15 protein-coding genes are annotated in these 18,146 nt (G+C 64.3%); 6 read left to right on the top strand and 9 right to left on the bottom strand.

The features are described from left to right. Nucleotides 1–426: 426 nt before the first annotated feature. The 3 genes from ACYQ8E_RS14155 (at nt 427) to ACYQ8E_RS14145 (ending at nt 5,494) form a co-directional block, all read left to right on the top strand. Complete coding sequence (locus ACYQ8E_RS14155) at nt 427–3,123, top strand: DEAD/DEAH box helicase (protein WP_066723938.1); 2,697 nt, start codon at nt 427–429, stop codon at nt 3,121–3,123. Between the two features lie 56 nt (nt 3,124–3,179). Then, on the top strand, nt 3,180–4,238 hold the full coding sequence (locus ACYQ8E_RS14150) for an SWIM zinc finger family protein (protein WP_066723936.1): 1,059 nt from the start codon (nt 3,180–3,182) through the stop codon (nt 4,236–4,238). A gap of 233 nt (nt 4,239–4,471) precedes the next feature. Further along, entirely contained in the window at nt 4,472–5,494 is a 1,023-nt protein-coding gene (locus tag ACYQ8E_RS14145) for a M28 family peptidase (RefSeq protein ID WP_197463718.1), read from the top strand. Between the two features lie 252 nt (nt 5,495–5,746). On the opposite strand, the gene ACYQ8E_RS14140 is transcribed toward ACYQ8E_RS14145, so the two are convergent. From ACYQ8E_RS14140 to lepB, 3 genes are all read right to left on the bottom strand, one after another. Continuing rightward, a complete protein-coding gene (locus ACYQ8E_RS14140) occupies nt 5,747–6,961 on the bottom strand; it encodes an IS256 family transposase (RefSeq protein ID WP_066722594.1) in 1,215 nt (404 codons plus the stop codon). Nucleotides 6,962–7,098: 137 nt separating this feature from the next. Next, nucleotides 7,099–7,890 (bottom strand): HTH domain-containing protein, encoded by a 792-nt coding sequence (locus tag ACYQ8E_RS14135; protein ID WP_066723933.1) that lies wholly within the window; start codon nt 7,888–7,890, stop codon nt 7,099–7,101. 303 nt (nt 7,891–8,193) lie between these two features. Beyond that, complete coding sequence (gene lepB / locus ACYQ8E_RS14130; protein WP_231875382.1) at nt 8,194–9,117, bottom strand: signal peptidase I; 924 nt, start codon at nt 9,115–9,117, stop codon at nt 8,194–8,196. A 357-nt stretch (nt 9,118–9,474) separates the two neighbouring features. On the opposite strand from lepB, the gene ACYQ8E_RS14125 reads away from it, so the two are divergent. Together ACYQ8E_RS14125 and pdxH are read left to right on the top strand one after the other, a co-directional pair. After that, nucleotides 9,475–10,266, top strand: a complete 792-nt coding sequence (locus tag ACYQ8E_RS14125) for an SDR family NAD(P)-dependent oxidoreductase (RefSeq protein ID WP_066723930.1) — start codon at nt 9,475–9,477, stop codon at nt 10,264–10,266. 22 nt (nt 10,267–10,288) lie between these two features. Beyond that, entirely contained in the window at nt 10,289–10,909 is a 621-nt protein-coding gene (gene pdxH / locus ACYQ8E_RS14120; RefSeq protein ID WP_459861124.1) for a pyridoxamine 5'-phosphate oxidase, read from the top strand. A gap of 2 nt (nt 10,910–10,911) precedes the next feature. On the opposite strand, the gene ACYQ8E_RS14115 is transcribed toward pdxH, so the two are convergent. The 6 genes from ACYQ8E_RS14115 to ACYQ8E_RS14090 all read right to left on the bottom strand — a co-directional run bounded on the left by ACYQ8E_RS14115 (nt 10,912) and on the right by ACYQ8E_RS14090 (nt 17,450). Further along, nucleotides 10,912–11,676 (bottom strand): TIGR01458 family HAD-type hydrolase, encoded by a 765-nt coding sequence (locus tag ACYQ8E_RS14115; RefSeq protein ID WP_066723927.1) that lies wholly within the window; start codon nt 11,674–11,676, stop codon nt 10,912–10,914. Nucleotides 11,677–11,772: 96 nt separating this feature from the next. Then, nucleotides 11,773–12,876, bottom strand: a complete 1,104-nt coding sequence (locus ACYQ8E_RS14110; protein WP_066723924.1) for an ABC transporter permease — start codon at nt 12,874–12,876, stop codon at nt 11,773–11,775. 1 nt (nt 12,877) lies between these two features. Next, nucleotides 12,878–13,999 (bottom strand): ABC transporter permease, encoded by a 1,122-nt coding sequence (locus ACYQ8E_RS14105; protein ID WP_066723922.1) that lies wholly within the window; start codon nt 13,997–13,999, stop codon nt 12,878–12,880. Next, nucleotides 13,996–15,729: an ATP-binding cassette domain-containing protein gene (locus tag ACYQ8E_RS14100; RefSeq protein WP_066723919.1), complete on the bottom strand. Its 1,734-nt coding sequence runs from the start codon at nt 15,727–15,729 to the stop codon at nt 13,996–13,998. The genes ACYQ8E_RS14105 and ACYQ8E_RS14100 overlap by 4 nt, the downstream gene beginning before the upstream one ends. Nucleotides 15,730–15,732: 3 nt before the next feature. Continuing rightward, complete coding sequence (hlyD, locus tag ACYQ8E_RS14095; RefSeq protein WP_066723916.1) at nt 15,733–16,740, bottom strand: secretion protein HlyD; 1,008 nt, start codon at nt 16,738–16,740, stop codon at nt 15,733–15,735. Then, the gene (locus tag ACYQ8E_RS14090; protein ID WP_066723914.1) at nt 16,737–17,450 is read right to left on the bottom strand and encodes a CerR family C-terminal domain-containing protein; all 714 of its coding nucleotides are present in this window, start codon (nt 17,448–17,450) and stop codon (nt 16,737–16,739) included. Before ACYQ8E_RS14090 ends, hlyD begins: the two co-directional genes overlap by 4 nt. 174 nt (nt 17,451–17,624) lie before the next feature. Between ACYQ8E_RS14090 and ACYQ8E_RS14085 the strand changes: the two genes are divergently transcribed. After that, nucleotides 17,625–18,053 carry an FKBP-type peptidyl-prolyl cis-trans isomerase gene (locus tag ACYQ8E_RS14085; protein WP_066723912.1) on the top strand — a complete coding sequence of 143 codons (429 nt, stop codon included), beginning with the start codon at nt 17,625–17,627 and terminating at the stop codon, nt 18,051–18,053. The last annotated feature ends 93 nt before the right edge of the window (nt 18,054–18,146 follow it).

The raw sequence follows: 18,146 nt of genomic DNA, 5'->3' as shown, positions 1-18,146 counted from the left end.
ACTCTATCGATCGCATAGCGGAGTGAACCTTGGCTCGCATATCATCAGAACCATCTTGCCGATACGGTAGTCCCTGAGTTGATACCAGACCCCTTTATCCGGGTGCAGTCCCGGAGAGCAGGGCGGCAGATAAAAGAGCTCCTGATTAGCCCTAATTCTCAGCTGAGGGGCGAGAGCACCTTGGGCATCCAATATGTAGGGGCCCCATTGTTCAATTCATCGCTACGGCTTGGGCTCTTGTAGGGGCGATCCGCATCAAGCTGAGAATCGGACCTAATCAGGAAAGAGCTTGCCCTCGGATGGCGGTGAGTACCCTCTGGGACACGGAGCCCACAAGCTTTCAAATTGACGATCATCTTTTCCGGGTGATATCCTCCAGACCTTAAAGAGTAGCCTTCTTCCCGTGCAGCCGCAGGTGTACGCAACGTGAATCTCACCCTCACCCCATCCGGTCATCTGCTGATGATCGGCGCGACTCCCGACGTCGACTCCGCTCCTCCCGAATCCTCTCCCTTTAACGGCGAAAAAATAGCGCAGGCCTTCGCCGCTTCGCCATCGGCGGGAATCGTGACGCTGGCCGGCAGTAAATCGGCGCCGGACTGGCCGCTGCCCTGGGTCTTCTGGCGCGACTTCGGTTCCCGTTATCTTCTTCTGCTCTGCCAAAGCCAGCCGACTGCCGACCGCCTGGAGCCCCTGCCGCCCCTCGACTCCGCAACGCTTGCCCAGTTGACACTGAGCCTGCCGCCGATGCCGGGCGGCGAATACTGCACCCCCGCGCTTCTCGCCACCATCTGGAGCGAGCTCGACCGCTGGACGCGCGAGGCGATCGCCGGCGATCCCGAAGGATTCGCCGGTTTCCTGCACCGGCATGCGCCGCTCTGGCGGCAGGTGGGGCGGGTCTGCTTTCACCTGGCCGAGAACAAGAACGATCCCGACTATCCTTTTGCTTTCATGGCGACCTACATCCCGCGGCTCGGTAAAAACGCCCGCGCCCAGCATCTGCCCCTCAGCCAGGCTCTGCGCGAATATGCCGGCGCCAACAATCGCGAAGCCCTGCTGCGCCTGCTCGAACCGGTGCAGGCGGCTGGTGCCCGCTGCCCGTGGGTGAACGAGCTGCTCGAGAGCGGCGACCTCTATCACCCGCTGGCCTGGACGCCGGAGGAGGCTTATCCGTTTCTGAAGGATGTGCCGGTCCTGGAGGAGAGCGGGCTGGTGGTGCGACTGCCCGACTGGTGGAAAAAACGTCCGCGTCCCAAGGTGCAGGTGGCGATCGGCGGCAATGTCGGCGAAACCCTGTCGGCACAGGCGCTCCTCGATTTTCGCGTGCAGCTGACCCTGGACGGCGCCGACCTGACGCCGGAGGAAATCGCGGCGCTGACAGCCTCCGGCGAGGGGCTGACGCTGCTGCGCGGGCAGTGGGTCGAGGTCGATGGCAAGAAACTGCGCCAGGCGCTGGAACAGTGGCAGCGGATCGAAACCGAAGCCGGAGACGGCCTCTCCTTCATGGAAGGGATGCGCCTGCTAGCCGGCGCCCGCCGCGACCTGTCCGCCAACGATCTCACCCTTGAGGAGACCGGGTGGGCCTTCGTCGAAGCCGGGGAGCGGTTGCGGGAGTTGCTGGCCGGACTGCGGGAGCCGGCGCGGCTGGCGGTAGTGCAGGCCGGTGACCGGTTGCAGGCGACCTTGCGCCCTTACCAGCAGACCGGCCTCAACTGGCTCTGGTTTCTCTCCGAACTGGGGCTGGGCGCCTGCCTCGCCGACGACATGGGATTGGGCAAGACGATCCAGGTAATCTCTCTGCTGCTGGCGCAAAAAGGGCGAAGCGGGAAATCCTCCCCCAGCCTGCTGGTGCTGCCGGCGTCGCTGCTGGGCAACTGGAAGAGCGAGCTGGAACGCTTCGCGCCATCCCTCACCGTCGTCTGCCTGCACCCGTCGGAGGGGGAGCCCGGGCAGCGGGAGCGCATTGCCGCCGACCCTGCCGGCAAACTGGCCGCTGTCGATGCGGTACTGACCACCTACGGCATGCTGCAGCGGCAAGAGTGGCTCAGGCAACAGGAGTGGAACCTGATCGTCCTCGACGAGGCGCAGGCCATCAAAAACCCCGCTACCCAGCAGGCCAAGGCGGTAAAAACCCTCAAGGGCCGGGCGCGCATCGCCCTGACCGGCACGCCGGTAGAAAACCGCCTGGCCGATCTCTGGTCACTCTTCGATTTCCTCTGTCCCGGCCTCCTCGGCTCCGCCACCCGCTTCAGGCAGTTCGTCGCCGCCCTCGAAAGTTGCGAGCCGCCCTCCTATGCGCCGTTGCGTACGCTGGTCCAGCCCTACATCCTGCGCCGGCTGAAGACCGATCGCAGCGTGATCGACGATCTCCCCGACAAGGTCGAGATGGTCGCCTGGTGCGGCCTCGGCAAGGTGCAGGCGCGTCTCTACGGGCAGGCGGTCAAGGAATTGGCCGCGGCGCTCAAGGAACAGCGGGAAGGGATAAAGCGGCGCGGGCTGATCCTGTCGTCGCTGATGCGCTTCAAGCAGATCTGCAACCATCCCGGTCAGGCGCTGGGCGACGGCGACTACGCCGAGGAGCGCAGCGGCAAGTTCGCGCGTCTGCGGGAACTTGCCGAAGAGATCGCCTCGCGCCAGGAGAAGGTGCTGGTTTTTACCCAGTTCCGGGAAATGACAGGACCAATCGCCGCCTTTCTGACGACGCTCTTCGGCCGGCCGGGGTTGGTGCTGCATGGCGGCACGGCGGTGGCCGAGCGGAAGAAACTGGTGGACCGCTTCCAGCAGGAGGACGGCCCGCCCTTTTTCGTCCTTTCGCTGAAGGCCGGCGGCTCCGGCCTCAATCTGACCGCCGCAAGCCACGTCATCCATTTCGACCGCTGGTGGAACCCGGCGGTGGAAAACCAGGCCACCGACCGCGCCTTCCGCATCGGCCAGAAGAAGAATGTCACCGTGCATAAATTCATCTGCAAGGGAACGGTCGAAGAGAAGATCGATGCCCTGATCGCCGCCAAAACCGGATTGGCGAGCGAATTACTGGAGGGCGCGGAAACCCTGCTGACGGAGTTGAACGACGAGGCACTGCTGCGGATGGTAACCCTCGACCTGGAGAGGGCGGCGATATAGAATCTGCAACGGAAAACGCCTCGATGCACCGGTGAGATTGCCGGAAGGAAGCTGACATGAGTTATTACGAATGGGCGCCCTACGTGCCGGTGGCGGCGCGACGGGCCAAGGCGGCAAAGCGTATGGAAAAGCTGCGCAAGAAAGGGGTCGACGTGCAACCGGTCGAGCTGACCGGGCGCAAGATCGCCGGCTCCTTCTGGGGCAAGGGGTGGTGCGACCACATGGAATCGTTCAGCGATTACGCCAACCGTCTTCCCCGTGGCCGCACCTATGTCCGCAACGGTTCGGTTTGCCATCTGGCCATCAAGCGGGGGCGGGTCGAGGCGATGGTCAGCGGAACGCAGCTGTACAATGTGGTCATAACCATTTCGCCGCTGCTGAAAAACAAATGGGATCTCGTCAAAAAAGCCTGCACCGGCCGCATCGGCTCATTGATCGATTTGTTGCGCGGCAAACTGGATCATGGCGTCATGGAAGTGGTCGCGGATCGCCAGAGCGGCCTCTTTCCGCTGCCGGGAGAAATGAAATTCGACTGCGACTGTCCGGACTGGGCCGGAATGTGCAAGCATGTGGCGGCGGTCCTCTACGGTGTCGGCGCCCGCCTCGATCACTCCCCTGAAATGCTCTTTGTTCTGCGCGGGGTGAATCACGAAGAGCTGGTCGATGTCTCCACGGCGATAACCGACGCCACCAAGGAGGGTACCTCCCGGCGACGGATCGCCGCCACCGGCATTGCCGATGTCTTCGGCATCGACTTGGCCGATTCTGCCGAAGATATGACGGCGAAATCCCCCCCGCCGGCGAAGATATCGACGTCTGCTGCCGATTCATCGCGGCTGAAAAAGGCGAGACAGCAGCGGGCGAAACAGGAATCAGAAAAAAACCCCGCACCCAAAAGAACGCCCAAGGTGGACACCTTTCCCGCCCCCCTCACCGGCGACGCCATCCATGCCTGGCGGACGGCGCGCGGGGAGACACAGGCGATATTCGCCGCCCGCATCGGCGTCACCGCCGCCAGCATTTCACAATGGGAGAAAAAGGGCAAAAAGGTCATCGGCATGCAGGTGCGCACGCTGGCGGCCCTGCGCAAGGCCTGGCGGCTGACCCACTCATGATGTGCTCTGCCCTTCATCGACGTGGGGGCATTGTCTGATTGTCAATGCGGTGCATTCCGGGCCGGGGAAAAAACCGGAGGAAAACCGGGACACATTTGAACAGTAGTCTATCGGGTCAGGCGAAAATTTTCGCTGAACACAGGGGCTGGTCTGGGTTCGATCGAAGCCGCCGAACTTGCCAGCTCTTGGTAGACTCCCGAAACCGTCCCCACGCCACCAAAGGACCCCCCTAAGTGAAACCGTTGCGCTTTCGTCTGCTGTCGATCCTACTCGCCACCCTCCTCGCCGGATGCGGCAACGACGCCCCGAAACAGGACCCGGCACCAGCCGCCGCTGCGATGGAACACATCGAATATCTCTCCACAACCATCGGCCAGCGGCTTGCGGGCAGCGATCATGCGGCGGCCGCACGGGACTATATCCAGGCGCACTTCCTGCGTTTGGGACTGCTGACGACCCTGCAGACCTTTACCTTCGGTGGGACGGGAGCAGATCACTCGGCCAATGTCATTGCCGTCAAGCCCGGCGTCTCGCCACAGGAGATCCTTGTCGGGGCCCATTACGACTCGGTCGACGTCGGCAGCGGGGCCTCCGACAATGCCTCGGGCGTCGGCCTGCTGCTGGCCTGCGCCGCAGTTCTGGCCAAGGTCGAGGTGCCCTACACCATCCGCTTCGTCGCCTTCGGCGCCGAGGAGCCCGGAATGCTGGGATCGAGTTATTACGTCTCGCAGATGACCGAAGCGGAGATCGCCCATACCGTCGGCATGGTCAACCTCGACACCGTAGTCGGCGGGGACAGGATCTATGTCTACGGCGGACTCGAGGCGGCAGGGTGGTTGCGGGAAGCGGCCTTGGCCATTGCCCGGCAGGCCGGTATTTCTCTGGACACCAGCCCCGGCCTGAACCCGGAAATCCCCGCCGGCACTACGGGCGACTGGAGCGACCATGCCCCCTTCAAATACGCCGGCGTCCCCTATCTCTACCTCGAAGCCACCAACTGGGAGATCGGCAACTTCGATGGCTTCCTCCAGACCGTCGACCACGGCGAGATCTGGCACACGGACAAGGACACCCTGGAGTTTTTCGCTACCACCTATCCCGGCCGGATCGAAGCCCAGCTCGGCGATTTCACGCAAATCCTGACCGGCCTGCTGCTGACTCTCGAGGTCCCGCAAGCAGCCCGCAGTACAATATCGACAAAGGCGCAAACCAGTGTTCCTCGCTTCAGACAGCGCAACGGGATGCCGTTCGAATAGAGGGGAGGCGGGCGGGGCGGAGAGGCGTGCAGGGGGGTCAACAAGGTCGGATTTTGTCTATCGGGTTTGTAAAGTTGGATGGTCTTGTTAATCAAAAGTTGGGTTCAATTCCCCGCAGCTTGCTGCGCGATTTTTACTAAGGGTGTAGGCTGTTGATACCCCGTAGCTTGCTGCGGGGTAGTTCATTTTTCCATTGTTAATTTTCCAACGGCGGTGTAAATCAGTTTGTGTAAATGGCTTGGGTTTTTGTCGTCAGTAAACCGGCAACCTGCCTTCGAACAAGATAGAGAACTGGTTGAGGGCGGCCTTCCAGTCCCGAATCGGCAGGGTCCATTTCTTGGCGATATTGTTTAGCGCCAGGTAGAGCAGTTTGAACATGGCTGCGTCGTTGGGGAATGAGCCCCGGTTCTTGGTGACCTTGCGCAGCGACATGTTTAGCGATTCGATCGCATTGGTGGTGTAGATCACCTTGCGAATCTCCGCCGGGTAGGCGAAAAACGGGGTGATTCTCTCCCAGTTGCGCCGCCAGGACTGGCCGATGGAGGGGTGGGTTTTATCCCACTTCGCTTCGAACTCCGTCAGGTTCATTTCGGCCTGCTCGGCCGTCGCGGCCTGGTAAATGGACTTCAGATCGGCCGCCACTTCCTTGCGCTGTTTCCAGGAGACGTAGCGGAGAGAATGGCGCACCATGTGAACGAGGCAGAGCTGGACCTGGGTGCGAGGAAAGACTGCTTCGATGGCCTCGGGGAAACCTTTGAGCCCGTCCACGCAGGCGATGAAGATGTCTTCGACACCCCGGTTTTTCAACTCGGTCACCACCTGTAGCCAGAACTTGGCGCCCTCGTTCTCGGCCACCCACATGCCCAGGACCTCCTTGATGCCGTCCAGGGTGACGCCCAGGGCCAGGTAGACCGCTTTATTGCTGACGTGGCCGTTGTCTCGCACCTTGACCCGGACCGCGTCCATATAGACGATGGGATAGAGGGCGTCGAGCGGTCGGTTCTGCCAGATCTTGACCTCGTCCGCGACGGCATCGGTCACGCTGGAAATGAGGGCGGGAGAGACCTCGACGCCATAAATCTCTTCCAGATGCCCCTGGATCTCCCGGGTCGTCATCCCCCGGGCGTAGAGGGAGATGATCTTGCCGTCGAAGCCGGCGAAGCGGGTCTGGCCCTTGGGAATGATGAGCGGCTCGAAGCTGCTGTCCCGGTCACGCGGAACCTCGATCGGCAGTTTGCCGAATTCGCCCTTGATGGTTTTGGCCGACTTGCCATTGCGGGCATTGCCGCCTTTCGTGGCCACGGGAGCATGCTTCTCGTGCCCCAGGTGTTGGGTCAATTCCGCTTCCAAAGCTCGTTCCAGAAGGGCCTTGGTGAGCTGTTTAAGCAAGCCGGTTTCGCCGATCAGGTCTTCGGGCTTCTTGTAGTCGGCAAGCAGACGGTCCAGCAGATCTTTTTCGATGGCCATGGGGGCTCCTTAGAGGGTGGGGTCCCGGTGTACCCCTGAATGGCCATTTACACAATCTTTTTTACACCCTCTTTCCAACTTTCCAAGCCTGACCCGCACACAGACCCCACACACATAGATGCTCTTCTCAGAAAATTTTATAGCTTATTCAATGCGAGGTCGAGCGTAGCTTTGACCTTCCTTTTTTCAATTTCCGGGTCCACCTTCTGAAGGTATTCGACTGCTGCTAAATCGTCTCCCCTTTTCCGATTTTGTCGCGGTTCCAGTGCCTCAATCAAAATTGCTTCCAAAGCCGGGATGAGTTTTGCTGCATCGTAGGTTGCTGGCAATGAGCCAATTTGGCCTGATTCGGCCACAGGGAGCAATCCAAACCAAGAAAACCGGTCCCAACGGGCCGGCATACGGTCAATCGTGTGTTCATATAGCCGTCTGCCGAGTGGCCGGTCAGTGGTCCGGCCAACGTAAATCACCTCGCGACCATCGTAGAGAAGATAAATTCCCAATTGCTTGAAGAAGTCAACGGGGGTGGCGCCAATTTGCTGCATGCCTAGTAATTTCGGCGTCGAAGCCCACTCTATAGCTTCCTTTCGCCAAAACATCCCGAAGGAGGTAATTATTTCGTATTGCTCTTCGGACTCCTCTGATTCAAATACCTCTGGGGTGAGTTTCGGCAACTCTACGGGCGTGGTAGATTTTTCGGATCTAATTGAAAATGTACCTTTTCCAACTCTTATGTACGGTGACGAGGCACCATCATGCTTGATGGATGCTGTAATTTGGGCGTTCACCGTTGACGCCGGCGTGGCACCGAGATTCTTGCGCAAACCTTCTGAAATGATCCGTTCTGTAATTTGATTATAGTGAAGTGGCGTTGAAGATGATCCGAGAACCTTGTCGATTGCTTTTCGCCATGTCATTTCAGGGGGCATTAGATTTTCTCCCATTTTTTCGAGCCATTTGATTATGTGACATGTCCAGAAATTCCATGCCGACTGCTATCCCATCAATCCAGACTGCCTGGATTGGGGCAAATATCCCCAGCACCTCGGTCCGTTCCCCTGATTTTGTCCGGATAATCCGCTTGCGGTGGTATTATGCGGCATGACATATAAAAACGAGTTCGAGTTATCTGGTGCCGCCAGTAACACGGGAGCTTGAAAACCCACTCCACTCCCAGGAACTCCAACAACCTGAATATACTACGCACCAACCGGCCAGCCTGCAAGCATTGCTCAGGACTTTGAAAACCACCCCACCAGGTTCACCACGCCACCCTTGCCGATCTCGACCCCGATCCTCTCCCACCGCACCTCATGCTGGCGGCGATCCCAGGACCAGTAGAAATTCACCGCCCGGCCCAGGACCTTCTCTTTTTCCACGAAGCCCCAGAACCGGCTGTCGTAGGAACGGTCCCGATTATCCCCGAGCATGAAATAACTCTGCGCCGGCACCGTCACCGGTCCGAAGAAATCGCGGGGCGAGACCTCCGCAGACAGGGTGTCCGCTTCGAGGTGAACGGCATAGGGCTCCAGGAGTTGACGGCCATTGATGAACAGCTCCTTGTCCCGAACCTCGACCACATCCCCCGGCATTCCGACGATCCGCTTGATGAACTCTCGCTGCCCCGCCTTCCCCTGGTCGGGGGGGGAGTCGAAGACGACCAGGTCCCCGCGGGTAAAATCCTGTGTTCCCTTGGCGACCAGGATCCGGTCGCCGAGGAGCAGGGTCGGTTCCATGCTGGAAGAGGCAATGGTGAAAGCCTCGACCACCTGCGTCCGCAGGTACCAGGAGATGGCTCCGCTCAGCAGCAGGCCGAAGAGGAGGTAGGTCCCGAGATAGACGGGGACGCGGTTGTACCAGGTGGGGTGAAAGCTGCTGCCGATGCGCCGGGCGGCGCGGCTGGCGTCGACGAGCGCGGCGAGCTGGATCAGCGCCTGCAGCATGAGGAGGGTGACGACAGCCGCCAGGGTGGGGGTTTGGCCGGAGCGGAGGACGAAAAGGAGCGGGACCAGGGTGGAAACCAGGAGAAAGAGAACCGCCTTGCGCAACTGGCCGGTGTAGAGCTGTCCCAGGCCGGACAGCGCCAGGCTCAGCAGGACGGCGACCCAAACCTTGCGCCGCGGCCCCTGCCCGGAATCGATTGCCACCTCGGTCATGCCACCCTCCTCGGTATCCCAAAAAAAGCCGTCCCCCGGCATGTGCCCGGCCGGAACGGCTTTCCGGTAATCTCCGCGCCAACAGCATCGGCTCCCCCGATCCGGTGCCCAAGACTAGCCGGTTTCGCGCGCGACTGTCAAAGGTTTATCCCGGCTCTTTGCCGAGTCAGGTTCATGACTTGTGCCGTCCCGGAGGAGGTGCCGCCGGCAGGACCGCTCTGCCGGCAGGACCGCTCCTGCCGCATTCCGGAAGGGATGCTACAATGGTGACGTTGATTCTTATCGCCGACGGATGTACCTCCTCGCCCCGGCATCGCGTCAGCGGGCGCGGGGGTTTTCCAGGAAAGGCACACCTTTATGGACCTGCAACTCAAAAACCGGCTCGCCCTCGTCTCCGGCAGCACCGCCGGCATCGGCAACGCCATCGCCGTCGCCCTGGCGCGGGAAGGGGCGCGGGTGATCGTCAACGGTCGCACCCGGGACGCGGTCGACCAGGCGACGGCAGCGATCGCGAAGGAGACCGGCACCGCCCCCCTCGGCTTTGCCGGCGACCTTGCCAGCGCCGCGGCCGCCGAGGCGCTGGTGCGCCAGCACCCCGGCATCGAAATCCTCGTCAACAATCTCGGCATCTTCGAACCCAAGGCGTTCGCGGCGATCAGCGACAGCGAATGGCAGCGCTTTTTCGACATCAACGTGCTGAGCGGGGTGCGCCTCGCCCGCCTCTGCCTGCCGGCGATGCAAAAGGCCGACTGGGGGCGGATCATCTTCATCTCCAGCGAGAGCGCGGTGCAGATTCCGGCGGAGATGATCCACTACGGCACCACCAAGACCGCCCAGCTCGCCGTCTCCCGCGGCCTCGCCGAGTCGCTGTCCGGGACCGGCATCACCGTCAACTGCGTCCTCCCCGGGCCGACCAAATCGCGCGGCGTGCTCGACTTTGTCGGCGCCCTTGCTAAAGAGCAGGGGAAGTCGTTCCGCGAGTTCGAGACCGACTTCTTCAAGAACGTGCGGCCGACCTCCCTGCTCAAGCGCTTCGCGACACCGGAGGAGGTCGCCGCGCTGGTCGCCTTTGTGGCCAGCCCCCTCGCCTCGGCGACGACCGGCGCCGCCCTGCGCGTCGATGGCGGCGTCATCAAGAGTGCATTCTGAGTCGAGATCGGGAGGGAGAGCGGTGGAAAACGCAGAACGAAAAGCGCTGCGGCGCCGGGACCTCGACCCCGACCCGATCCGGCAGTTCCGGTGCTGGCTCGCGGAAGCGGAAGGCGCCGGGGTGGCGCCGCCGCACGGCATGACCCTCGCCACCGCCAACCGCCAGGGCGAGCCGGCGGCGCGGGTGGTGCTGCTGCGCGGCGTCGATGAACGAGGGTTCGTCTTTTACAGCAACTACCGGAGCCGCAAGGGGGAGGAGCTGGCGCAGAACCCGCAGGCGGCGCTCCTCTTCTACTGGCCGGAACTGGTGCGCCAGGTCCGGGTCGAGGGGCGGGTCGAGCTGCTGACGGCGGCGGAATCGGATACCTACTTCGCCCACCGGCCGCTCGGGCATCAGCTCGGCGCCCATGCCTCGGCGCAGAGCCGGGTGATCGGCGACCGGGAGGAGCTGGAGGAGGCCTTTGCCGCCGCGGCCCGCCGCTTTGCCGGCGGCGAGGTACCACGCCCGCCGTACTGGGGTGGGTACCGGCTCGTTGCGCAGATGCTGGAATTCTGGCAGGAGGGAGTCGACCGGTTGCACGACCGGCTGCGCTATCGAAGAGACGATGAGCAGAATTGGGTGATCGAGCGCCTGGCGCCCTGAGCCTAGCGCTCCGTCGCCAGCAGATCCGCCAGCGCCTCACTCAGATCGGCGCAGACGCAGGCACCCGGCGCACAGATCTGCGCCTCGTCCCCCGGCCGGTACTTGCCGGTGCGCACCAGCGCCGCTTTCAGCCCCGCCTTGAGCGCACCGTTGACATCGGAAGCGACATCATCCCCGACCATCAGCACTTCTCCCGGCCGGCAGCCGAGCTCGCTCGCCGCCGCATGGAAAAAGGCCGGTGACGGCTTGCCGAGAATGATCGCCTGGCAGCCGGCAGCGTACTCCAGGGCGGCGACGAAGGGGCCGGCGTCGAGGCTCATCCCCTCCGACTCGCGGAAATAGCGGTTGTCCCCGACCGCCAGCAGCCGCGCGCCGTCGAGGAGCAGGCGAAAGGCCTGGTTGAGGCTGGCGTAACTGAAGGCGTCAGCGGCATCGCCGAGGACCACGGCATCCGGCTGCGGGCCGACCAGGTCAGCGAACTCCTCCTCCACCGCGGGATGAACCAGCAGCCAGGGGGTGAAGCGATGCTCCAGCAGGTAGTCGCGCACCGCCTGCGGCGCGGTAAAGACCTCCGCCTCGGCGATTTCGAGTCCCATCCGGCGCAGCTTCTCGACAATGACCCGGCGCGGGCGGCGCGAGGTGTTGGTGAGATAGCGCAGCGGGATCTGCCGCCGCTGCAGCTCCTCGATCGCCGCCGCCGCGCCCGGCACCAGCTCATCGCCTACATAGACGGTTCCGCTCAGGTCGAGCAGCACACCCTTGATCATGGCCACTCCTTTCGGCGAGAGAGGCGGTCAACCAGGCTGCCCGCCACGGGTGCGGGACCTGGGCCTCACGCCTCAAGCATACCGCAACGCCCCGCCTCACTCCATGCGCCGCCGGAAGAGCCAGGTTGCGCTCCCCAGGGTGACCGCCGCGATCAGCGCCAGCGGCCAGGTCATGCTCCAGACCAGCGCCGCGCCGATATCCTTGAGAAAAATCCCCTTGACCACCACCATGAAGTAGCGCAGCGGGTTGGCGTAGGTGAGCAGTTGCAGCCACTCGGGCATGTTCTCGATCGGGGTGGCGAAACCGGAGAGAATGATCGCCGGCACCAGGAAGACGAAGGTGCCGAGGATCGCCTGCTGCTGGGTCATGGAGAGGGCGGAGATGAAGAGGCCGACGCCGATCACTGCCGCCAGAAAGACCACCATGCTGGCGTAAAGGAGGAGCAGCGACCCCTCGAAGGGGACCCGCAGCAGCACCACCGCGGCGAGGATCATGAAGCTCCCCTCGGCGACCGCCACCAGCAGCGCCGGCAGTGCCTTGCCGGCAAGGATTTCGAGGGGATGCAGCGGCGAGACCAGCAGCTGGTCGAAGGTCCCCATTTCCCGCTCCCGGGCGACGGAGAGGGCCGTGACCAGCACCCCGATCAGGGTGGTGAGAATGCAAACCAGGCTCGGCACCGTGTACCAGCGGAAGGTGAGGTTGGGGTTGAACCAGTTGCGCACCACCAGCTCGACGGCGGGCGGGCCGACGCCGGAGGTCACCTCGGCGCGGTACTGGTTGACGATGCGCTGGGCGTAGCCCTGGACAATCTGCGCCGCGTTGGTCTTGCGCCCATCGACGATGAAGCTGACCGGCGCCGGCCGCCCGGCGGCGAGGTTGGCGGAAAAGTCGGCCGGAATCGACAGCACCGCGATCGCCTGCTGGCGGTCGATGAGGGGCACCACCTGTTCCGGGCGCTGCAGCGGCAGGATGGTGCGGAAGTTGCTGGCGGCGGCAAAGCGGGCGGCGAGCACCTGCGCCGGGCGCCCCCGGTCCAGGTTGAGGATCGCCAGGGTCTGGTTGTCGACCTCCATGGTGGCGGCGAAGGAGAAGACGAAGAGCTGCACCAGCGGCGGCACGATGAGGACGAAGCGGCTCTTCTTGTCGCGCAGCAGCGCCAGCAGCTCCTTGACGATGAGGGTGTAAATCCGTCCGAACATGTCACCTCAGCCGCTTCACGGTCTTCTTCGCCGTGAGCAGAAAGAGGAGTGCCGCCAGCAGCAGCAGGATCAGGATGTTCGGCAGCAGGAGCGGCCAGACATCGCCGGCAAGGAAGAGGGTCTGCAGGTTGGTCACCAGGTAGCGGGCGGCGATGATGTGGGTCAGACCGCGGATCGGCAGCGGCATCGAGGAGATCTCAAAGAGGAAACCGGAGAGGAGAAACGCCGGCAAAAAGCCGGTGATCACCGCCACCTGCGAGGCGACGAACTGGTTTTTTGCCAGCGTCGAGATCAGCAGCCCCTGGCCGAGAGCAGCGAGGAGAAAGGCGACGGCCGTCGCCAGCAGCGCCAGCAGCGAGCCGCGGAACGGCAGCCCGAAGAGGAAGACCGCGACCACCACGCTGCCAAGCATCGCCGCCATGCCGAGCAGGAAGTAGGGGACGAGCTTGCCGATGATCAGCTCGGCCACCCCCACCGGGGTGGCAAGGAGCGCCTCCATGGTGCCGCGCTCCCACTCCCGGGCAACGACCAGGGCGGTGAGCAGGGTGCCGATGATCGCCATGATGATCGCCACTGCGCCGGGGACGAGCGAGTTGCGGCTCGCCAGCTCCGGGTTGAACCAGACCCGCGGCAGCAGCTGCGGCCCCCCCGCAGCGCTCTGGCCCTGTTCCAGCCCCTGGCGCGCCTGCCAGGTGGCAACCACCCCCTGGGCATAATTCTGGACAAAATTGGCAGTGTTGGTCTCGCTGCCGTCGGCGATGATCTGGAGCTGGGGCGCCGCGCCGCTTGCGAGCCGGCGGTCGAAGTCCGCCGGGATCACCACCAACCCGCGCAACCGGCCGGCGAGGAGTTCTTCCTGCAACGGAGGGCTGCTGCGGGACTCGACCACGGCAAAATAGGGGCTGGCGGCAAAGGCGCGGGCGAGGCTGTGGGCGCCCGGGCCGCTCCCCTCCAGCGCCACGCCGAGGGGGACCTGGCGGGCGTCGAGAGAGACTCCGTAGCCGAACAGGAAGAGGAGGATCAGCGGCAGGACAAAGGCGATCAGCAGGCTGCTCGGATCGCGCAGGATCTGCACGAACTCCTTGAGCATCAGCGCCCCCAGCCGTCGCAGCCGCAGGTTCATACCGCCTCCCACTGCTGCGCGTCCCACTCCTCGAGGAGGGCGATGAAGGTGTCCTCCAGGGTCGGGTCGGGGCGCTCGCTGCTGCGCATCCGGGTCTTGAGCTCGTCGGGGGAGCCGCTGGCGATGATCCGCCCCTGGTAAACCAGGCCGATGCGGTCGCAGTACTCGGCCTCGTCCATGAAGTGGGTGGTGACCAGCACCGTCACCCCCTTCTCGACCAGGCCGTTGATGTGGGTCCAGAACTCGCGCCGGGTCAGCGGATCGACCCCCGAGGTCGGCTCGTCGAGGAAGAGGACCGGCGGCTGGTGCATCACCGCGCAGGCGAGGGCCAGGCGCTGCTTGAAGCCGAGGGGGAGCTCTCCGGCGGCGTCATTAAGATGCGGCTGCAGGCCGAAGACGTCGACCATCTGCGTCACCATCGCCTGCTGCTTCCGGCCGCGCAGGCCGTAGACCCCGGAGAAGAAGAGGAGGTTCTGGCGCGACGTGAGGTCGCCGTAGAGGGAGAACTTCTGCGCCATGTAGCCGAGACGGGCGCGGGCCTTGCCCGGCGCCCGCTGCAGATCGAAGCCGACCACCCGGCCACTGCCGGCGCTCGGCTTGAGCAGGCCGCAGAGCATTTTGAAGGTGGTCGACTTGCCGGCGCCGTTGGGCCCGAGCAGGCCGAAAATCTCGCCGCGGCCGATGCTGAAGTTGACATCAGCGACCGCGGTGAAGTCGCCAAAGCGCTTGGTCAGCCCCTCCCCCTCCACCGTCGGCCCGGCGCTCGCCGGCGCCGGCGCGAGGCTGGCCGCCAGCACCGACTCGCCCCCCGGCCCGCCGCCGAGGATATCGACAAAGGCATCCTCGAAGCGCGCCTCCACCGCCACCAGCCGGGCTCCTTCCCCGGCGCCCAGCTCCGCCAGGGTTGGCGGGTCGACCGCGGGGCGCAGCACCAGCCGCACGTTCTGCCCCTGGACGATGCCGTCCTGGACCTCGGGGCGTTGCAACGCCCGGCTCAGGAGCTGGCGGCGACTCCCTTTGATCCCCTGGACCTGGAAGGAACGTCCCGCCACCCGCGCGGTCAGCTCACCGGGGGGACCGGCAAAGAGGAGTTCTCCCTGGTTGAGCAGCAGAACGGCGTCGCACTTCTCCGCCTCGTCGAGGTAGGCGGTCGACCAGAGGACTGCCATCTCCGGGTCGACCAGCTCGCGCACCATCCGCCACAGCTCGCGGCGGCTCACCGGATCGACGCCGACGCTCGGCTCATCGAGGAGGAGCAGCCGCGGCTTGCGGATCAGCGCACAGGCGAGGCCGAGCTTCTGCTTCATCCCCCCCGAGAGCTGGCCGGCGCGGCGCCCCTGGAAGGGGGTGAGGGCGGTGAATTCGAGGAGCCGGGCAAAGGCCGCTTCGCGCTCGGCGCCGGTCACCCCCTGCAGGTCGGCATAGAGACGCAGGTTCTGCAGCACCGACAGCTCTTCGTAGAGGCCGAACTTCTGCGGCATGTAGCCGATCAGCCCGGCGGGGAGGGCCGTCTCGCGGCGGGTTCCGGTGCCGAACAGCTCGACCGTCCCGGCATCGGGCAACAGCAGACCGGCGAGGAGGCGGAGCAGGGTCGTCTTGCCGGCGCCGTCCGGGCCAACCAGGCCGGTAACCCGCCCCGGCTCGATCGCCGCACTGAGTTCGGCGAGGGCCGGCTGTCCCGGCAGATAGGCAAAGGAGAGCTGACGGATGGCGACCGCGGGGACGGTCATGGCTCAGCCCCCGCCAGCGGCCGCGGCCGCCGTCGGCAGGCGCACGGTGACTGGCATCCCCTGGCGCAGCCCCTGGTCGGGATTCTCCGCAATGATGCGAACCTGGTAGACGAGGCGGGTGCGCAGCGCCTCGGTCTGCACCGACTTGGGGGTGAACTCGGCCTCGGGGGAGATGAAGCCGACCTGCCCCTGGTAGGGGTGATCGGGGGCGCTGTCGGTGTAGATCTGCGCCGCCATCCCCGGCGCCAGTCGTCCCAGGTCCGGCTCATCGACATAGACCCTTACCCAGACCGGATTATCGAGGGAGAGGGTCGCCACGGTCTGGCCGGGGGCGACAATCGCGCCCGGTTCGACCACCCGGGTCAGCAGCACGCCGGCGGCGGGGGCGAACAGTTCGGTATCATGGAGGCGGGTACGAGCGGTGGCGAGGCGCGCCTGCGCTGCCGCCAGGTCGGCCCGGGCCGCCGCAATATCCTCCTGACGAAACCCGGCCGCGGCCAGCTTGAGGCCCTGGCGGGCGGTCTCGAGCCGGGCCCGGGCTTCGGCGAGGCTGGCGCTGACGTTGTCGAAATCCTGGCGCGCGATGAAGCCGTCGGCAAGCAGCTTTTGCTTGCGCTCGGACTCGCGTTCGAGGTTGGCGACCGTCGCCGCCCGCTCCTGGACCAGGGCCCGCGCCTGCGCTATCTCCTGCTGCCGGTTCCCCGCCTCCAACTTGGTCAGCTGTGCGGCAGCCTGGGCCTGCTGCGCCTCGGCCAGCTGCAGCTCGTCCCGGTAGGGCTCCTGTTCAAGACGGGCAACCGGCTCCCCGGCGGCAAGGCGATCCCCCTCTTCCGCCGCCAGGGTCGCCAGCCGCCCGCCGACGCGGAAGGCGAGGTCGACCTTGCGGATATCGACATTGCCGTAAAGGGTCAACTGCGCCGGTGGCGCCTCCTGCCGGCGCAGCCACCAGCCGCCGGCGGCCGCCGCGGCCACCAGCAGCAGCACGATCCCGACCACGATTCGCTTTTTCATGCTTGCTCTCCTTCCGCCTGCCCCGGCGGCACCACGGCACTCGTCACGATCGCCCGGGTGTGGGCGAGGACCACGTCCCGGATCGCCGCCGTCTCTTCAGCGCTGTAACCGCTCATGCCGAGCCCGCGCACCGCCGTCTCCCGGCCGAAACGGAAGACCAGGACCTGGCCGAGCAAAGTCATCGCCTGCAGCCGCTGCCACGGCCCGACCACCGTGCCGCCGCCGGCGGCCGCGACCAGGGCTGCCAGCGCCTCCATTAGCGGCTGCATGATCCGCTCGAAGACGATGGCGTAGGCCGCCGACGGCGAGAGCTGTTCACGCAGCACGATGTGGCTGAAACGCGCCGCCTCCGGGGTGCCGACGATAAATTCGACCAGCGCCGCCAGCAGCCGTTCGAGCAGGACCAGCGCGGCTGCGGCATCGGTGGCCCCGCTTCGCCGGGCACTGCCGATCTCGGCAAGGAGCGGATCGAGCCTTTGCCGCACCCGCCCGGCGATCTGTGTCACCACCGCCTGGTAGAGCCCCTCCTTGCCACCGAAGTGGTAGGGGATCGCCGCCAGGTTGACCCGGGCCCGTTCGGCGAGCAGGCGGGTGGTCGCCCCGCCATAGCCGTACTCACCGAAAACCTCGAGCCCGGCCTCAAGCAGGCGGTCCCGGGTATGGGCCGGGTCTTCTTTCGGGGGACCACCGGAATTTATCTTTTTCTGCATGATCGCTTCCTTTGTTTTTCCTTAACCATACCCCCCTGACTGGGTTCAGTCAATCGAATGAATTAATACTGTTTGGGCCCAGTTTCGGGGAAAAGTGGCCGCCGGGGGTTTACTAATTTACCACCGATCTGCTAGGGTGAAGTTCTTTCGCCCCCAAATCAAAGGAGACGTTCAATGGCACAGGCAAAGAACGGCGACACCGTCAAGGTCCATTACACCGGGAAACTGGACGATGGCACCGTCTTCGATTCCTCCGCGGATCGCGAACCCCTCGAATTCACCCTCGGTGCCGGTCAACTGATCCCCGGCTTCGACAACGCCGTGGTCGGCATGGCGGTCGGCGACAACAAGACCGTGACGATCCCCTTCGACCAGGCTTACGGCCCCTACCACGAGCAGATGGTGGTGGAAGCCGACCGCAGCCAGTTCCCTCCGGAATCCGACCCGCAGGTCGGCATGCAGTTCGAGAGCCGTGGCGAAGACGGCCAGAACTTTGTTGTCGCGGTGACTTCGGTCAATGGGGACAAGATCACCCTCGATGCCAACCACCCCCTCTCCGGCAAAGACCTGACCTTCGAAATCGAGGTCGTCGGACTCGGCTGATCGCGCCTCTTGAATTCCGGCAAAAGCAAGCCCCCGCAGCCATCTTGGCAGCGGGGGCTTGCTTTGTGGGGAAAGGGAGCAGACCCCGGGTCA

This window comes from Desulfuromonas carbonis (assembly GCF_054658035.1).
This window is presented reverse-complemented; position numbering and strand designations above follow the sequence as displayed.